Consider the following 16,537-nt stretch of genomic DNA (forward strand, 5'->3'; position numbering starts at 1 on the left):
AATAATTACTTGAGAGTTTTTTAATATGCACAGAATTCCAGTTTCTCAGCGCACAACACTATCGCTGCTTATTGCTTCTTGCCTGATGACGCCAATGGCCGTCAATGCGGCGGACTGTCCCGAAAATACTGTTTGTGAAACCGTGGTCAAAACCGACGGTGACACCAGCTATAGCGGCGGAGACATTTTGGTCGCTGACGGCAATGGCCTTGAATACCAGGGCGGCGGAGCGGCGTTTTCAAATTTGTACCTAAAGAGCAACATTCGGGTATCCGGGGAAGGGGCTAATGGCATCTATGTCGATGGCGATGCGGTGTTTACCGGGAACCTCAATATCGAAGGTAGCCAGGTAGTCAGCGAAAACGGCACCGGGATCAAAATTGATGGAGATTTCGAACAGGGCACACCGACCAACCCTAACCGGGGTATTTATATCAAGGATGGCGGCTTGGTCAGTGGCAGCGAGAATGCGATCGACTTTAGTGCCAGCTCTAGCTCAGCGCGTATCGATGTCAACGGTACGATTGAGGGCAACATTAAAGGTAACGGGGTTGAGGGCAACAAGATCAACTTCGGCTACCAAGGTGGTGCGGGGAAAGATGCTACCTTTGATGGCCATAGCATCACCGGGGTCGATAAAATCGAAAACTACGGCAATCTGACCATTATTGGCCAAGACCAGACCGTGGTTTGGGATGCGGACTATACCAATAAAGCGGATGCATCGATGGAATTCAAGGTCGGTGACAACAGCGATCTGAATAACCCGATCTTGCTGGTGACCGGGTCGACGACGTTCAATGAAAACAGCACGGTGACCTTTTCGTATACCGGCAGCAACGTCAACGACTTGCTGGGCAAAGACGTGGTGCTGTTGGAATCGGAAGGCGGGATAAATGGCGGTGACAATGTCAGCGTTGAAGCCGGCGAGGGCTTTGGGACGGCGGAATCCTTTGATACGTCGCCATTGCTGACTGTGGATGACTCATGGCTAGAGCAAACACCCCCTGATGTTAATGGCGGGGTGAGCGGTGATCAGCTGATCGCCCGCTATGCCGTTAACTACCAGGGCGGCGATGAGTTTGTGGGGCAGGCTGCCGCAGGGGGAGCCAATGCCGGAGAAGTTGTGGTTGCCGATTACATGGTCAACTATGCCCTTGATCAGCATAATAAAACAGGCTCGGATGAATCTGGCGAACTGCTTGCGTTACTGGCCTCTTCAGGCACGGATGACGCGGCGACAGCCCGCCTGGCCGACGAATTGACCCCGGATGCCGAAGGCAGTGAAGTCCGGGCCGCGATGCTGGTGGTGGATAAGATGCGCAGCCAGGTCGATGACCGTACCAACGTGTTGCGTAACGAAAGCCACCTGGGCAAAGCCCATGATGGCTGGAATGCCTGGACAAGCTTGATCGTTGGCTATGGTAGCCAAAGTAGCGGCGATATCCACGGGTATGATCTCAATACCTACGGCATTAACATCGGGATTGATCGGGTCTTCGACAGCGAAAAGCTGTTCGGCGTTTCCATTGCCTATGCACGCTCCAACTCGGATATCAAAGATACCGGCAACAGCAAAGACATCGATAGCCTGCAGGGAATGATCTACACCGGATGGTTCAACGAGCGCTACTTTATCGATGGCAATGTCAATATCGGGACGAACACCATCAACAGCACTCGCTCGATTGGCACCTCAACCGGCTATGAGGGTAATACCCAGGCCAAGGCCAAATACGATGCCAACCAAGTCGGTTACCAAGTGATGGCGGGGATGAAGTTCGACCTCGATGTGGTGAAAGTTGAACCGCGGGTTGCCTACAACTACCAATGGCTGCGTGTTGAGGACTACAACGAAACCGGATCGCCGGCCAGCCTCAAGTACGATCGCACTTCTTACTCGGTCAAGCAATTGGGTGCAGGTGTGACTGCATTTAACACTTATGACATGGCATACGGCCAGTTCACTCCGCTGTTTTCGCTGATGGCGTACTTCGACATGGATGACGATGAGCGGATCCGCGAAAGTGCAGCATTGACCATGGACACCTCGACTGACCGCTTCGTGATTTATGGCGATGCTGTCGGCGGTGACATTATCGAAGCGAAATTCAATGCCAACCTCAACATGGGCAACGGCCTGAGTGCGTCAACTGGCTTAACTTACTACCAGCGTGATGACTATAAAGAAGGCTTTCTGGGCCTGGCTGTTTCTAAACGTTTCTAAGTGCTAAGACGACGGGCGGCAACGCCCGTACCTGCCAATAAAGTTAAAGGTTAAGCAATGAATTCTCTACATAAATTCAGCAGGTTGCCACTGCTTATTTCGGCGGTGCTTGGTATGTCTGCATGTTCCGGGTTATCTGTTACCCAACCAACAGAACAGGCCGCACCGCCACCGGTGATGCAGTCACAGATCTTAGCGATGACCGGGGAGACGGTACCGGACTACGCCGAAGCCGGCCAGGGCTCGAGTCTGTCGCTGAGCAAGGCGCGATATGTGCTAGGCGAGCAGTCGCTGCAGTGGGACTGGACCGCCAATAGCACCTTGGTTTTCCGCCAGCCGATTTCGCTGGTGACCGACATGGAGGCACGCCGGACATGGGGGCGTGCCGCAACCCAGGTGCTGTCATTTTGGGTGTACAACGAAGTACCGGTAGATGATTACATGATTGTCGATTTGGGCCGGGGACTCAGTGCCGCGTCTAACGCGGATGCGGGCTTCAAAGTGCACATGAACTTCACTGGCTGGCGTACCGTCGGCGTGTCACTGCAAAACGATATTCAAGGCCGCGAAGTAGAAGGGCAGGGGATCACCGACAACGGTTCCGGTGAAGGCCGCGGGATGAACAGCATGCCCGGTGGCCCGCGCAGCGACATGGATAGCATCCGCTTCACCGCGCCGGGGAAAGCCAAACAAGGGACATTCTATATCGATCGTGTCATGCTGTCGGTAGACGATGCCCGTTACCAATGGTCGGACGATCAGGTAACCACCCGTTATGATATTCCTGAGATTGATTTCGGGTTGCCGGCCCAGCTCCCTGTGGCTCAGCAGCACGAAATTGCCGCTGCCGAGTCTATCCGTGAGTCATTGATTGATGTCTTTATCGGGGCCGAGCGCCTCAAAGGGGTCAAGGCGTTTAATAGCCTGGAGACACTGCGCGAGCAGTATGCCTCGCTACGGATCAAGCGCGATGAAAACGGGGTGCTGTCTGGGCGCCATATCATTACCGGCAAGCAAAAAGTGATTTATCAGCCCGAATTCATGAAGGAAGAAGATAAAGCACTGTTTGCTGATTATGTCACCCTGTCAGAATACTCCAATATCCTGTTCAACATCGGGCGTTTTTGGCATAAAACCGACGAACCGGCCATCAAGCAGGAGCTGGCCGACATGTATGTGCTGATGACAGAGCATATTCTTGACCAGGGCTTTGTCGATGGCAGTAGTCTGGTGACTACTCACCACTGGGGCTATAGCTCGCGCTGGTGGTATATCTCTGCCATGCTGATGTCTGAGGTTCTGACCGAAGCCGAACTGCGCCAGCCGATATTCGATGCCTTACTGTGGTATTCACGTGAGTTCAAGGCCAACTTCGATATGGTCGCGGGACCGGAAAGTTCGGATCTGGATTACTTCAATACGCTTTCTCGTCAGCATTTGGCGCTGCTTATGCTCGAACCGGATCAGGACCGCCGCATCGCACTGCTGAAGAAGTTCGGTAACTACATCAATATCGCCCTGTCACAAACGCCGCCGGGAGGCTACGACGGTTTGCGCCCTGACGGAACCGCATGGCGCCATGAGGGGAACTATCCGGGGTATTCATTCCCGGCATTCAACAATGCCGCGCAGCTGGTGTATATGTTGCAGGGCACGCCGTTTAGCGTGAGCAGCGAAGGGCGTGCCGCCCTTAAGAAAGCGATGTTGTCGGCATGGATCTACAGTAACCCGGAAGTTGGCCTCGGCCTGTCTGGCCGCCATCCGTTTAACCCGCCTGCGGTGACCCACCTTGATGAGTCCTACCGTTGGCTCGCCCTGACCGGCAACCCGGAGACCGGCGAGAAAGTCGATAAGGCCCTGGCAGCGGCTTACTTGCAGATCACGGGGAAAACCGAGGCCGAATCGGTTGCCTTGTTCGGTGAAGCGATCACCCCGGCGGCATTGCCGCAAGGTTACTGGGCCTTTAACGGCGGGGCATTTGGTATTCACCGCTACCGGGACAACATGGTGACGATGAAAGCCTACAACAGCAATGTTTGGTCATCGGAAATCTATTACCGCGACAACCGATACGGTCGCTACCAAAGCCACGGTGCCGTCCAAGTTGTGCCGTTTGGCAAGCAGGCAGAGATAGGTTTTAGCCAGGACGGCTGGGACTGGAATCGGAATCCGGGTACCACAACCCTCCACCTGCTGCTGGAGCAGCTTGACAGCCCGAATTCACATACGCTGATGCTGCGCGGCGACCAGCCGTTCAGCGGGGCTTCCTCGCTAGATGGACAGTTCGGGATGTTTGCCTTTAAGTTCAAAGCACCGTCAATGCCTAAGTTTGACAGTAGCTTTACCGCGAGGAAATCGACCTTCTCCGTCGCTGACAGGGTAGTGATGCTGGGCAGCGATATCAGCAACTCGAGTAAGGGCAACGCGACGGAAACCACGCTGTTCCAGCACGGCATCACCCCGCAGGCTGATGAGATCTGGATCAATGGCGAGCAGGTGCGCGACATGCCATACCAGACACAGCTTGGCCAAGGTGATTGGTTGATGGACGGTCACGGCAACGGGTATTTGATCACCAGTGATGTAACGGTAGAAGTCAGGCGCCAGCACCAGCAGTCGGCCAATGATAAAACCCGCCGACCAACAGAAGGCAACTTCTCGGTCGCGTGGATCAACCATGGCAACGCCCCATCGGATGCGGGTTATGAGTATCTGTTAGTGCTCGATGCCACCGCGGAGAAAATGACCACCTTGGCTGAAGCCTACAAGGGGTCAGGTGAGAAGCCTTACGAGGTCTTGCGCGAGGATAGCAGAGTGCATGTGGTACGGGACAAGCAAACGGGTGTGACAGCCTATGCTGCTTTCGACAGTGTCAGCCTAGACAGCGGCGTGGTGACCCAGGTAGCTCAGCCTGCCATTGTCATGACTCGCCAGTTGGCCGATGGCCAGTTGATGGTCTCGGGGGTTACGCCGGATCTTAACATGACCCGTTATACGGAAGCGAAACCAACCTCTGTCAGTGTCACCCTTGCCGGCAGGTGGCAGCCAGTGACGGCGAACGATAAGGTCAAGGTGAAAACTGACTCGTCGACGACCACCCTGACCTTCGAGATTTACTTCGGCATGGTGCAGGAGCTGACACTGGCGCCGGTGTCCTAATCAATCTCTTCATATCAGGAGCCGGGCATATATTGCCCGGCTTATTTTTTGTGTCCTTTCAGTTTTGCCCTGAAAACTTTCCTTTTATTTCATTTTGTGATCAAAAACGTTTTTCATTTCCGTTTTTTGGCGTATATTTTCTTTCGTTTTCTTTCTTTTTGTTTTTATGTCCTTTCAAAGATGCGGGGCTTTTGCAATGACTACCTTTCGTTCTAATCATGCTCGTTTTCATATGATGGCCAAGCCAGCCAGCTATCGTTGCAACCTTAAGTGCGACTATTGCTTCTATTTGGAAAAAGAGCAGATGATGCAGCCCGGCGAGACAGCAAAGCAGGCGGCTGCGGACCAAATGTCAGATGCGATGCTAAAGCGCTATGTACGCGATTATATCCGCTCGCAAGATAGCGACATGATTGACTTTGCCTGGCAGGGCGGGGAGCCGACGCTGGCTGGCTTGGACTTTTACCGTAATGCAGTCAAATACCAAAAGCAGTATGCGGAAGGGAGAACAATCACCAACAGTTTCCAAACCAATGCCGTTGCCATTAACCGGCAATGGGCGCAGTTCTTTGCCGAGCATAATTTTTTGATCGGGGTGTCGGTCGACGGGGCGGCGGAGGTACATGATAAATACCGCATTTCGGTTAACGGCAAACCTACTTTCGAACGGGTCAAGCACGCCATCGAACTGCTAAAAGAGTATCAGGTTCAATTCAATACTCTGACCGTCATCAATGATCAGAACTGGAACAAGGGCAAAGAGACGTACCATGCCCTCAAGGCGCTGGGCTCGGAGCATTTGCAGTTTATTCCTATTGTCGAAATCGAGCCGCATTGCCAGCAGAGTACGACAGGTCATTATTCTCCCGCAGCCGATGCCACACTGACGCCATTTTCGGTGCCCGCCAATGGCTATGGCCGGTTTATGACCGATGTCTTCAATGAATGGGTTGCCCGGGATGTTGGCCAGATCTACGTTCGTATGTTCGACAGTATTCTGGCAACGTGGATGGGCTATCCGGCCTCGGTCTGCGTGCAGTCTAAAAATTGTGGCCAGGCGATGGTGATAGAGGCCAATGGTGATGTCTATTCGTGCGATCACTATGTTTATCCGGCCAATAAACTCGGCAATATCAGCCAAACCAATATCGCCAAGCTGGCTCAGAGCAAGCAGCAGCTGCGTTTTGGCCAGGCAAAGTCCACTCGGCTGACTGAGCAGTGCAAGCAGTGTTCGGTTCAGGCCCTTTGCTATGGCGGCTGTCCGAAGCATCGCATCGTGTCGCTGCCGGGGGAGAAGCATCGCCAAAACTATCTCTGCCAATCCTATCAACAGATATTCAAGCATACCGCACCGGCCATGCACCACATGGTGCAGGCCATCCAGCGCGGTGGCATTGCAGCGGATGTCATGCCTGCGATGTCGACGATATACAACAACGACAAAACACAACTTTAAACAAGTTAATCAAGGAGTGAACAATGACACTGTCCTCGAAAAAGAAGACGGTATTGGCCGGACTGGTAGCGGCTGCATGTGCAGCAAGCCCGGTAGTGTCGATGGCTAGCGAGCAGGTAAAACCGAACGTCTTACTGATTGTGATGGATGACTTGGGTACCGCTCAGCTGGATTTCGCCCTGGACAATATTGATAAGCAGGCATTGGCGGAGCGCCCGTCGCCCGAGCGCTATGAAGGGGATTTCGACAAACTCTATGACGCAGCCAAGCGCTCGATGCCGAATATAACCCAGCTGGCCAATGAAGGGGTGCGTATGACCAATGCATACGTAGCGACTCCGGTATGCGGCCCGTCACGAGCCGGGATGATGACTGGGCGGTTCCCGCACAGTTTCGGTATCTACAGCAACGATGATGCACATTCTGGGATCCCGCTCGATATCACGTTGCTCCCTGCACTGATGAATCAAAATGGTTATGCCACCGCGAATATCGGCAAGTATCACAATGCCAAGGTCAGAAAAGAGTTTATTGACGAAAGCATCCAGACACGGGATTACCATGACAACCAGATCTCGATTCCGGAGCCGGGCTATGGGCCGGAGGAGCGGGGGTTTGATTATGCCTATAGCTACTTTGCTTCCGGGGCCGCCTTGTATAATTCACCGGCGATTTTCCGCAATGGCGAAAATGTCCCCGCGCCGGGTTTCATCACCCATAACCTGACCAACGAGACGCTGCAGTTTATTGAACAGGCCAGCGAGCAGGATAAACCGTTTTTTGTCAACCTGGCCTATAGCGTACCGCATATCCCGCTGGAACAGCCGGCTCCGGCTAAGTATATGGATCGCTTTGATACCGGCAATGTCGAAGTCGACAAGTACTATGCCCACGTCAATGCTTCGGACGAGGGGATTGGCCAGATCATCGCTAAGCTCAAAGCATTGGGAGAATACGAGAATACGCTGATTTTCTTCCTGTCCGACAACGGGGCGGTACATGAGTCACCCATGCCGATGAACGGCATGGACCGGGCATTCAAGGGGCAGCGCTACCGTGGTGGCGTCCATGTTCCGTTTATTGCCCACTGGAAGGGGGTACTGCCGGAAAATACCCAGAGCGATACCATGATTTCGGCGATGGATATCTTGCCGACGGCCTTGGCAGCTGCAGGCATTGCGATTCCCGAGGAAATGAGCGTTGACGGCAAGGACATAATGCCGTTGATGAAAGGGGAAAAACAACAACCGCACAAGTACCTATACTGGGCAGGCCCGCGGGCCCTTCACTATGACTCAAGCAATGTCGACTTTTGGAACCATTACTGGAAGTGGATCAGCTTCGAGGAGCAGGAATTTATCCCGAGCAAGTACATTGAAAAACACTCCAAGGGCGAATGGGCAATTAAAGATCAGGAGTGGTCGCTTCACTACTACGATGGCGGCAACGAGGGATTTGAGCTCTATCACTATGCGAACGATCCCGCTGAGTCAATTAACTTAGCTGCCAAACACCCGGAGAAAGTTAAAGAGCTTAAAGCGGCCTTCTATGACTGGATCAAGTCCAAGCCAGCTCCTCTGGGCTGGGGCCAAGACCGATACCAAGTATTGACGGAGTCAGCGAAGTAAAGCTTGCTGTGATGTTAGGGCCTCGTTCGAGGCCCTTTTTCGATGGATTGTGACCGATGCAAAAAACAATAAACGCCACCGAGCGTCCCATTATTCCCTACGAACATCCTGATACCGCCATTTATCTCAGGTTGTTCAAAGAGAACTTGACCCGGCTGCGCTACCGCAAGGCAGCCTACTCTCAGCATGATGACTATATTCGTCAGCAATTTTCAACGGTTGGCCAACTGCGCCAGCAGTGTGACGATTTGGTTCGCTATGTCGCCGAGGCCTTTGAACATTACGCCGTGTGGGATTATACCCATGCGTATTACCCGGGAAGGCCGAGCCAGCAGAATGCTCGTACCGATGCGATGGAGGGATGCAGCCGGGTTATCCCGACCTTGGCAGCCTGGTTATCCCGACAAAAAGGCACGAGTACCATGCTTAACGGCCTGAACGGGCAGCCGCTGGATATCGCCTTATGGTTGAAGAAAGCGTTTTTGGCCGGCACCGATCCCGCCCACCCGGGCTATTGGGGGGAGTTGCATGATTATGATCAGCGCATCTGTGAAAGCGCCGATCTGGCCCTGGCGCTGTGGTTGAGCCGGGAGACGGTGTGGACGACCTTGACCTATGGCCAGCAAAAGCAAATTGTCGCCTGGTTCAAGCAGGTCAACCATTGCCAGACCGTTGACAATAATTGGCATCTTTTTCCGCTGACCGTGCAACTGGTGATCAACTCACTCACCGGCGAGGATCATTTTGATCACACCCGCTACCACAGGATAAAAGAGTTCTATGTCGGAGATGGCTGGTTTCGGGACGGCGCGAAAGGCAACTACGACTATTACAATGCCTGGGGATTTTATTATTCACTCTATTGGTTTGATCAAATCGATCCTAGTTTTGACCCGGAATTCATTCGTGCCAGCTTGCAGGCTTTTTCCAAAAATTACCGCGCGTTCTTTACCCCTGTTGGCTTGCCTCTGTTTGGCCGGAGTGCGTGTTACCGACTAGCCGCATCAGCCCCGCTTCTGGCTGCGGTCGATCTAAATCGCCGTCATTCCTACCGCGGCGGGTTGCATCTCGGGGAGGCCAAACGGGCCTTCCGTACCAGCCTTGAGTACTTTATCTCTCACGGTGCTTTGCAATACGGTGCGCCAACGCAAGGTCTGTTTGGCGATGACGCACGGCTGGTGGATAACTACAGTGGTCCAGCAAGCAGCTTCTGGTCATTGCGGGCGTTAAACATCGCCCTGTACTGTGGGGATCGGCTTAATCTCTGGCAAGCAGAAGAGCACCCGCTTGAGATTGAACGGGGAGACTTTTCATTTGAGATCCCTGCGATTGAAGCCAAGGTGATTGGCACTTTCAAAACGAAAGAGGTCGTGGTGATTTTTCAGTCAGAGTATTGTGAGCAGCAAGATCCGCTTTCTCGTCGTCTGGAGCGACAAAAACTGGCAAGAAAAATCCAGGAAATACTGACCGGACGTGCGGAGAGACCCAAGAATAACCTGCTGCGCAAAGGGATCACTTGCTACAGCTCGAAAATGTCGCATTTCTTTTAGTTTTAATTTCTTTCGGTTTGAAAGTATTTATGTGATCTAGATCTTTTATTTTGCTTTTGTTTTCGAATATCATCAAAGCGAAAGATAACGAAGGTTTTTGAGGTTTTATATGTTTCTGGTTTCGTCACGCGAAATGCTCCATAAGGCACAGCTGGGCGGTTATGCCGTTCCTGCTTTTAATATTCATAACCTAGAGACTGTCCAGGTTGTGGTTGAAACAGCGGCAGAAATGCAATCGCCGGTTATTCTGGCAGGTACTCCCGGGACATTTTCCTATGCGGGTACTGACTATTTGGTAGGGATTTGCCAGGAAGCGGCGAAGCGATACCAAATGCCGATTGCACTTCATCTGGATCACCATGAATCTTTTGGCGATATCCGCAATAAGGTGGAGGCCGGGATTAAGTCGGCGATGATCGATGGATCGCACTTAAGCTTTGACAAGAATATCGAACTGGTTAAGCAAGTGGTGGAATTCTGCCACCGTTGGGACTGCTCGGTAGAAGCTGAGCTAGGTCGTTTGGGTGGACAGGAAGACGATCTGATTGTTGATGCGAAGGATGCGCTATTTACTGATCCGGATGCCGCATTGGAATTTGTCAGCAAGACAGGTATCGATTCCTTGGCTATCGCGATCGGCACGGCCCATGGCATGTACAAAGAAGAGCCATGCCTGGACTTTGACCGCCTTGGTATCATTCGCAGTAAAACGGATGTCCCGCTGGTACTTCACGGTGCTTCTGGGGTGCCTGATGCCGATGTCCGCCGTTGTATCGAGTTGGGTATCACCAAAGTCAATGTGGCAACCGAATTGAAAATTGCTTTCTCCGATGCCGTGAAGCAGTACTTTATCGACAATCCTAATGCCAATGATCCGCGCCACTATATCGTGCCGGGTAAGGAAGCGATGAAGAAGGTGGTCATGGACAAGATTGCAGTGTGCGGGAGTGCTGGCAAGCTGTAACCCCCCTTACAAGCAAGCGTTAAGATACTCCCAGTCTTTTTTTTGGCTACACCGAATAGTGCTCTCTCATTTCCCGGTGTAGCCATTTTTATTTTCTGTTAACTGCATATGTGATGGATAACAAGCAATGGCCTCGTCTCTGACGTTCAAAAAGAAAAAAGTAGCCGTGATCGGCGAGTGCATGATTGAGCTGAGTGGTCAGCCATTCGGCCAGCAAGCACAGTACTTTGGTGGGGATACGCTCAATACGGCGCTGTATTTGTCCCGTCTGGTGCCGGGTATGAATCCCGCATATGTGACGGCATTGGGCAATGACAATTACAGCCGGTACATGCGCCAATCTTGGTTGCAGGAAGGAATTGATACGCAGTTTGTCCTGACGCTCGATGGGAAGTTACCGGGTTTATATGCCATTGAGAATACCCCGTGCGGTGAAAAGAGTTTTCACTATTGGCGCAATGATTCTGCTGCGCGCTGCCTTTGCCGGCACGAGCTATTTGGCTCGGTTGTTGACGATTTGAAAGCGTTTGACTTGGTCTATCTCACCGGTATCACTCTGGCCATTTTGCCTGATCCGGACAAGTACCTGCTGCTTCGGGCGCTGGAGACCCTCCAAGAGGAGGGGGTGAAGATAGCGGTAGATTCAAATTATCGTCCAGCGCTATGGCCATCATCATCTCTGGCTTGCGAGTGGATCGGCAAACTCTATCAATTAGCGGATATTGCCCTGGTTACCGCTGATGACGAGGACCGGCTGCTTGGGATGCACGATTCTCCGCCGCTGATCATTGCCAAACGCATGCACTCGATGGGGGTCAAGCAGGTTGTGGTCAAGCTCGGCCAGGAAGGGGCAATGTGGTCTCAGTATGGGCTAAATGGCATGGCGAGAGGAAACAAGGTGGATCGGGTCATGGATACGACGGCTGGCGGAGATGCATTTAATGCGGCATTTCTGGCTGCATGGAGTATGGGGATGGAGATGCACGAGTGTTGCCATTGGGGCAATAAGCTGGCGGCAAGGGTTATTCAGCACAAGGGCGCAATCATTCCGAGAGATTATACCGGATACCTTACCGAGTTAATGAATGTTTAGGCTTTAAGGAAAAAGTAATGAGCGAAAAACATGTTGCCGTTCTATTGGCTGATGGCTTCGAAGATGCAGAAGCTGTCGTATTTATCGATATTATGCGTCGGCTTGATATCAAGGTTGACGTACTTTCCTGCATGGAGAGTACAGTACTGAACACCTATTTTGGTACGCGCATCAGTGCCGATGACACGCTGAAAAACTGTGCAGCCAACACTTACGATGCTGTGATGATGCCAGGCGGTCCGCAGGGGACTGATAATTTGTCGGCTAATCCAGCGGTTATCGAGTTTTTAAAACGCCATATTGCACAGGGTAAGTGGATATGTGCGTTGTGCTCGTCAGGCGCCAAGGTACTGGCTGCACACCACTTATTGCAGGGGCGGCACTATACCACCGGCGATAAATTGGCTGACAAGTTTAGCGATGGTGAGTTTCAGCTCGAGAAAGTCGTGGTTGCCGATAACTTCATCACAGGCAGGGGGCTTGGGGTGAGTTTTGAGTTCTCGTTTACTGTGGCCAAAATGCTGTTGGCTGATAACCGCGCTAAAGTAGACCATCAGGCGAGCCATATCTATTTCGACCATTGGCCTTTGTGATAAATGCAAGGGCAGAGCTGAGGCGATGTAGATAAATACGAATAAGGCCTAGCATATTTGCTAGGCCTTGTTTATATGAGGCTTTGTTCAACTAGCTGGTAGCGATGTTGATAAAAATCTGCGCGCCAACCAGCGGGGCATGCTCATCAACATAGTACGGGTTGGAGTGAAGGTAGTTACAGATCCCTTGTCCTTTGTTGCCCGAACCCAAGAAGAAGAATGCACCGCGCTTCTCTTCCGTCGCATTGACCATGTAGCTGAAGTCTTCGCTACCGGTCATTGGCGAGCCGTTGATGTTCATCATTTCTGACGGCACGGCAGAGCCCGCAGCTTCAACCACGCGCTGGTAAGCCTCTGGGTGGTTGATAATGGCAGGGTAGCCACAGTAAGTCATAGTGGTATTGAACCCACGCAGCTTGCTTTGTGCCACTATCGACTCGAAACTGTTGCGCAGCACTTGGTCGGTTTCGCTGTCCATCGAGCGGATAGTACCACGGGCTTGAACATTGGCCGCTACCGCGTTGGGTACCGTACCACCATTGAACATGCCGCAGACAAAGACCGCCGGTGAAAACGGGTTGGTCTGCTTGGCGACAATGTAGTCCATGTCTTCGACAATACGGGCGCCTTCACGGATCGCATCAAGCCCTTTGTGCGGGGTTGAGCCGTGGGCTGATTTGCCCTCGATGTCCAAAGTCCACGCGCTACCGTAAGAAGACATGATGCCGTTGTTGATGCTGACAAAGCCACACTCCTGTGCCGCGTCATTATGGAGGGCATAGACTTCACTTACGCCACTCATACAGCCAAGCTCAACCATCTTGTTCGCGCCGTCGACGCGCATGTCCTCTTCAGCCATTTGGAAGATGAATCGGACGTTGTGCTTTAGCTCATCTTTGTACGATGACAGGTATTTTGCCGCCGTCAGTGCCGTTGCCATATGGACATCATGGCCACAGTTATGGGCTCTACCCGCATGCTGCGAGGTAAACTCGTCGTTGGTGAGATCATCCATTTCCAGTGCATCCATATCAGCACGGAAAGCGACCATCTTGAAAGATTCGTCAACAATCAGATCAGCAATAAAACCGGTATAGCCGTCGTAAGTCGTGATGGCGTAGCCGCACTCATTCATGATTTTCTGACAGTAGGCCGACGTCTTATACTCTTCGCCAGACAGTTCAGGGATCTGATGCAAATCTTGGCGAGCCGTGATACTGAAAGCGGTGAGCTCAAGCAGTTTATTGTCAATATTAAAGCGAGACAGCATTAGATAATCCCTTTCATCGAGAAGCCAAGTTGTGCAATCAAAGATGCGCCTAGGAAACAGCTGGTTGATACCACCAGGAACAGCACAATCACTTTCCAAGACAGCTTTTTCAGCTCTTCCATCTTGCCGCCGACAGATAAACCTGCAAAGGCTAGCAACGGTACAGTACAAGACAGGAACTGTACTTTACCGATTGAATCGAGGAAAAAGGTTCTCACGGCCGTTTCAGGCAAACAAATCAAAATACCGATAATAGTCGCGTAGGCAAATGTCGGCAGTGGTGACTTGATGTAGCTTTTAGCCACCAGTGATAGGAACACCACAATCGACATCGCGATGAAGCTGTCCCACATGTTAAAGAAGCTGATACCCGTAGTCAGGGTTTGTGTGAACATGGCAAGCAACAGTGCCAAGAACACAAACTTCATATCATTAAGCACCGACTGCATTGCGCACCTCTTTTTTCTGGCAAATTTTGTAGACGAATTCTGCGAGTGGAATACCGATGAACGTCAGCGATAGTGCACCTAGAACAGATGAAAGCAGGTTAGAAGCGGCAGCAATACTCAGAGCTTGCTGGGCCATTTCCGGGGTTAGGTTGCTGACCAAGGCACCAGAGGCAGCACTTAGCATCGAGCCACTACCTACACCGGTACCGGCAGCCAGTGCCAGTGGGTGAATGCCTGTTAGCGGACCAACACTTCCTAGTACACTGAACCAAAGGGTACCGATCACCGAACCACACAGGTAAATCGCCAAAACACCGATGTACTCTTTGGTTCCGGTACCGTATTTGCCCTGGATAACGGCGATGGAAGGCTCACGGCTGATAGAGGAACAGGCACCGATTGACTCTCGACCCATACCAAACTTAACGGCTAGCGGAATCGCGACCAGAATTGGCAATAGGTTACCGAGTTCCTGGAAGATCAGCGGGATACCGGCATCAAGAATAATGTCGATGTTGGGAATGATCATACCTGCGTACTGAGTACCCAGTACAAGCAAGCAGAAACCGACCATTTTCGAGGAGAAAGACTCTTCTTGTTCAGTGAAAATCTTACCCCATGCACTGATCTTATTACGTACTGGATTTAAAGAAATGATCATCCCGATCGTTACTGCAAACAGCATTGGCAGGATGGCAATATTTATTTCCCCGAACGAAATGTTTTTTGTCCCAATAACAACTTGCGCAATGAATATGACGGCCATTGCGATAATAGTTGATATTGCAACTATTTTTATAGGCGAGCGATTACTCATAGGTGTCTACCTGGTTAGTTATTTTTCGGGTGGAGATATTAATGATGGCTAAAATATAAAATGTGAGGTGAATCGACTTTGTTGAGAATCAAAAGTTATTACATATTTACTTTTTTCGCACTTAAACCAACTGGTAACAATAACGCCAACAACGCCAAACATATGAGGTGAAATAATTTTCTGTTTAACCAAATGGCAACACAAGCCGTGCGTTTTTTCCCTATGGAGACATTTGTGCAAAGCTGTTTTAACCGATTCATATCTTTTGTCTTTACCTTTTTGGAACGTGTAAGGCTTTGCTTTCAATTAATATTGTAAACTTTATTTGAAATGATGAGTCAAGATGAATGCTGGAAGACCGGCGTCTGAATACGTGGTCTCCAAAGAGATTAAAATGTTGATAATTTATGAGTAATACTGATTAAATGAATAACATTTTGAAATTTTAAGGCGAGAAGTATTAAATGGCTGGGAAAGTGCTGATTATGATGTTGGTCTTGCTAACTGTCACAACAAATAACAGAAACCACTAAAAATAATAATATTAATAACCACGAGTGATGATATTTATCAGCGTGAAGACCATCTAGCCTCGATGAGCTTTGCGACTGCTTGTCCCCAGTATTGATAAATGACGGGGCCGGGATGGAAGCCGTCACTAGCCATATGACTGGGCTCCAGCTCTCCTTCTAGGTTGACGATCTCGCAATCGGGCTGTGTCGATACCCAGTGGTGTAGTTGTTTATTAAAGCTTTTCGCTTTACTTCCCAAATACCACCGGAGTGGATGGGGCAGTGCGGGGAATCGCCCCATAGGTGGAATTTGGGTCAGAATGATGTGTGGGCAGGAAAATTGATGCCGCAAGGTATGGGTGAGCATCTGTTGCTGTTTGATCCATTGTGCCGCGCTGGTCGGTTTGGTGACATCATTTACGCCTGCCGAGACAACAACAACATCATACATCTGCTTGGGATGTAATCGGGCAGACTGGATGACTTGTTTAGTCGTAAAGCCTGTTTTGGCAATAAGTTGCCATTCAACTTGGAAAAAGGGGCGCAGGGCCGAAATAAGCTGGCCAGAGAGTGCCTGGGACTGGTGTTTGGCACCGACGCCTGCCGCGGCTGAATCGCCGATCAGAAGGATCCTGAGTTTTTGTTTGTTTTGAACAGTACGTCCTCGGTTTCGTTCTGCTTGGGCCGAATGCCCTTGGCGAGGGCCTTCGGCCTCTCTAAGGCACGGAATAGACTTGCGGACATACTTTCCTTGAGCCCAAAAAATGGGAGCCATAACAAGCAGAACAAATTGATGCAGCATTGAACACTCTCTGTGAC

Annotated in this window: 13 protein-coding genes; 9 read left to right on the plus strand and 4 right to left on the minus strand. The window is 51.2% G+C overall.

The window, feature by feature from the left end; all coding sequences use genetic code 11:
- Positions 1-25 precede the first annotated feature (25 nt).
- From PTW35_RS07820 to PTW35_RS07855, 8 genes are all read left to right on the plus strand, one after another.
- Complete coding sequence (locus tag PTW35_RS07820; RefSeq protein ID WP_281027201.1) at positions 26-2,227, plus strand: autotransporter outer membrane beta-barrel domain-containing protein; 2,202 nt, start codon at positions 26-28, stop codon at positions 2,225-2,227.
- Positions 2,228-2,284: 57 nt separating this feature from the next.
- Complete coding sequence (locus PTW35_RS07825; protein ID WP_281027202.1) at positions 2,285-5,386, plus strand: chondroitinase family polysaccharide lyase; 3,102 nt, start codon at positions 2,285-2,287, stop codon at positions 5,384-5,386.
- A 196-nt stretch (positions 5,387-5,582) separates the two neighbouring features.
- The gene (locus PTW35_RS07830) at positions 5,583-6,842 is read left to right on the plus strand and encodes an anaerobic sulfatase maturase (protein ID WP_281027204.1); all 1,260 of its coding nucleotides are present in this window, start codon (positions 5,583-5,585) and stop codon (positions 6,840-6,842) included.
- 23 nt (positions 6,843-6,865) lie between these two features.
- On the plus strand, positions 6,866-8,470 hold the full coding sequence (locus tag PTW35_RS07835) for a sulfatase-like hydrolase/transferase (protein ID WP_039462198.1): 1,605 nt from the start codon (positions 6,866-6,868) through the stop codon (positions 8,468-8,470).
- Positions 8,471-8,526: 56 nt separating this feature from the next.
- A complete protein-coding gene (locus PTW35_RS07840) occupies positions 8,527-10,020 on the plus strand; it encodes a DUF2264 domain-containing protein (protein WP_044623176.1) in 1,494 nt (497 codons plus the stop codon).
- Positions 10,021-10,129: 109 nt separating this feature from the next.
- The gene (locus PTW35_RS07845) at positions 10,130-10,984 is read left to right on the plus strand and encodes a tagatose bisphosphate family class II aldolase (protein ID WP_039462190.1); all 855 of its coding nucleotides are present in this window, start codon (positions 10,130-10,132) and stop codon (positions 10,982-10,984) included.
- Between the two features lie 127 nt (positions 10,985-11,111).
- Complete coding sequence (locus PTW35_RS07850) at positions 11,112-12,077, plus strand: sugar kinase (RefSeq protein ID WP_281027205.1); 966 nt, start codon at positions 11,112-11,114, stop codon at positions 12,075-12,077.
- Positions 12,078-12,094: 17 nt separating this feature from the next.
- The gene (locus tag PTW35_RS07855; protein ID WP_044623177.1) at positions 12,095-12,670 is read left to right on the plus strand and encodes a DJ-1/PfpI family protein; all 576 of its coding nucleotides are present in this window, start codon (positions 12,095-12,097) and stop codon (positions 12,668-12,670) included.
- Positions 12,671-12,761: 91 nt separating this feature from the next.
- Here PTW35_RS07855 and PTW35_RS07860 read toward each other — a convergent pair whose 3' ends face one another.
- Genes PTW35_RS07860 through PTW35_RS07870 form a run of 3 tightly spaced genes read right to left on the minus strand, consistent with a single transcriptional unit; the run spans position 12,762 to position 15,146 of the window.
- Positions 12,762-13,940 (minus strand): amidohydrolase, encoded by a 1,179-nt coding sequence (locus PTW35_RS07860; RefSeq protein ID WP_044623178.1) that lies wholly within the window; start codon positions 13,938-13,940, stop codon positions 12,762-12,764.
- Positions 13,940-14,368, minus strand: coding sequence for a hypothetical protein (locus tag PTW35_RS07865; protein ID WP_281027206.1), 429 nt, complete (start codon positions 14,366-14,368; stop codon positions 13,940-13,942). The genes PTW35_RS07860 and PTW35_RS07865 overlap by 1 nt, the downstream gene beginning before the upstream one ends.
- Positions 14,369-14,372: 4 nt before the next feature.
- Positions 14,373-15,146: a DUF3100 domain-containing protein gene (locus tag PTW35_RS07870; protein ID WP_231569035.1), complete on the minus strand. Its 774-nt coding sequence runs from the start codon at positions 15,144-15,146 to the stop codon at positions 14,373-14,375.
- Here PTW35_RS07870 and PTW35_RS07875 point away from each other — a divergent pair.
- Complete coding sequence (locus tag PTW35_RS07875) at positions 15,043-15,258, plus strand: hypothetical protein (RefSeq protein WP_231569038.1); 216 nt, start codon at positions 15,043-15,045, stop codon at positions 15,256-15,258. The two genes, PTW35_RS07870 and PTW35_RS07875, sit on opposite strands and share 104 nt — an antisense overlap.
- Positions 15,259-15,776: 518 nt before the next feature.
- Here the strand turns inward: PTW35_RS07875 and PTW35_RS07880 are convergent.
- Complete coding sequence (locus PTW35_RS07880) at positions 15,777-16,520, minus strand: SGNH/GDSL hydrolase family protein (RefSeq protein ID WP_281027207.1); 744 nt, start codon at positions 16,518-16,520, stop codon at positions 15,777-15,779.
- Between the last annotated feature and the right edge of the window lie 17 nt (positions 16,521-16,537).

Origin of the sequence: Photobacterium sp. DA100 (assembly GCF_029223585.1) — a bacterium.
Lineage (GTDB): Bacteria > Pseudomonadota > Gammaproteobacteria > Enterobacterales > Vibrionaceae > Photobacterium.

Bases quoted from the DNA above. Each gene is read 5' to 3' on its own strand.
- PTW35_RS07820 (WP_281027201.1), top strand. From the start codon at position 26: ATGCACAGAATTCCAGTTTCTCAGCGCACAACACTATCGCTGCTTATT.
- PTW35_RS07825 (WP_281027202.1), top strand. From the start codon at position 2,285: ATGAATTCTCTACATAAATTCAGCAGGTTGCCACTGCTTATTTCGGCG.
- PTW35_RS07830 (WP_281027204.1), top strand. From the start codon at position 5,583: ATGACTACCTTTCGTTCTAATCATGCTCGTTTTCATATGATGGCCAAG.
- PTW35_RS07835 (WP_039462198.1), top strand. From the start codon at position 6,866: ATGACACTGTCCTCGAAAAAGAAGACGGTATTGGCCGGACTGGTAGCG.
- PTW35_RS07840 (WP_044623176.1), top strand. From the start codon at position 8,527: ATGCAAAAAACAATAAACGCCACCGAGCGTCCCATTATTCCCTACGAA.
- PTW35_RS07845 (WP_039462190.1), top strand. From the start codon at position 10,130: ATGTTTCTGGTTTCGTCACGCGAAATGCTCCATAAGGCACAGCTGGGC.
- PTW35_RS07850 (WP_281027205.1), top strand. From the start codon at position 11,112: ATGGCCTCGTCTCTGACGTTCAAAAAGAAAAAAGTAGCCGTGATCGGC.
- PTW35_RS07855 (WP_044623177.1), top strand. From the start codon at position 12,095: ATGAGCGAAAAACATGTTGCCGTTCTATTGGCTGATGGCTTCGAAGAT.
- PTW35_RS07860 (WP_044623178.1), bottom strand. From the start codon at position 13,940: ATGCTGTCTCGCTTTAATATTGACAATAAACTGCTTGAGCTCACCGCT.
- PTW35_RS07865 (WP_281027206.1), bottom strand. From the start codon at position 14,368: ATGAAGTTTGTGTTCTTGGCACTGTTGCTTGCCATGTTCACACAAACC.
- PTW35_RS07875 (WP_231569038.1), top strand. From the start codon at position 15,043: ATGATCATCCCGATCGTTACTGCAAACAGCATTGGCAGGATGGCAATA.
- PTW35_RS07880 (WP_281027207.1), bottom strand. From the start codon at position 16,520: ATGCTGCATCAATTTGTTCTGCTTGTTATGGCTCCCATTTTTTGGGCT.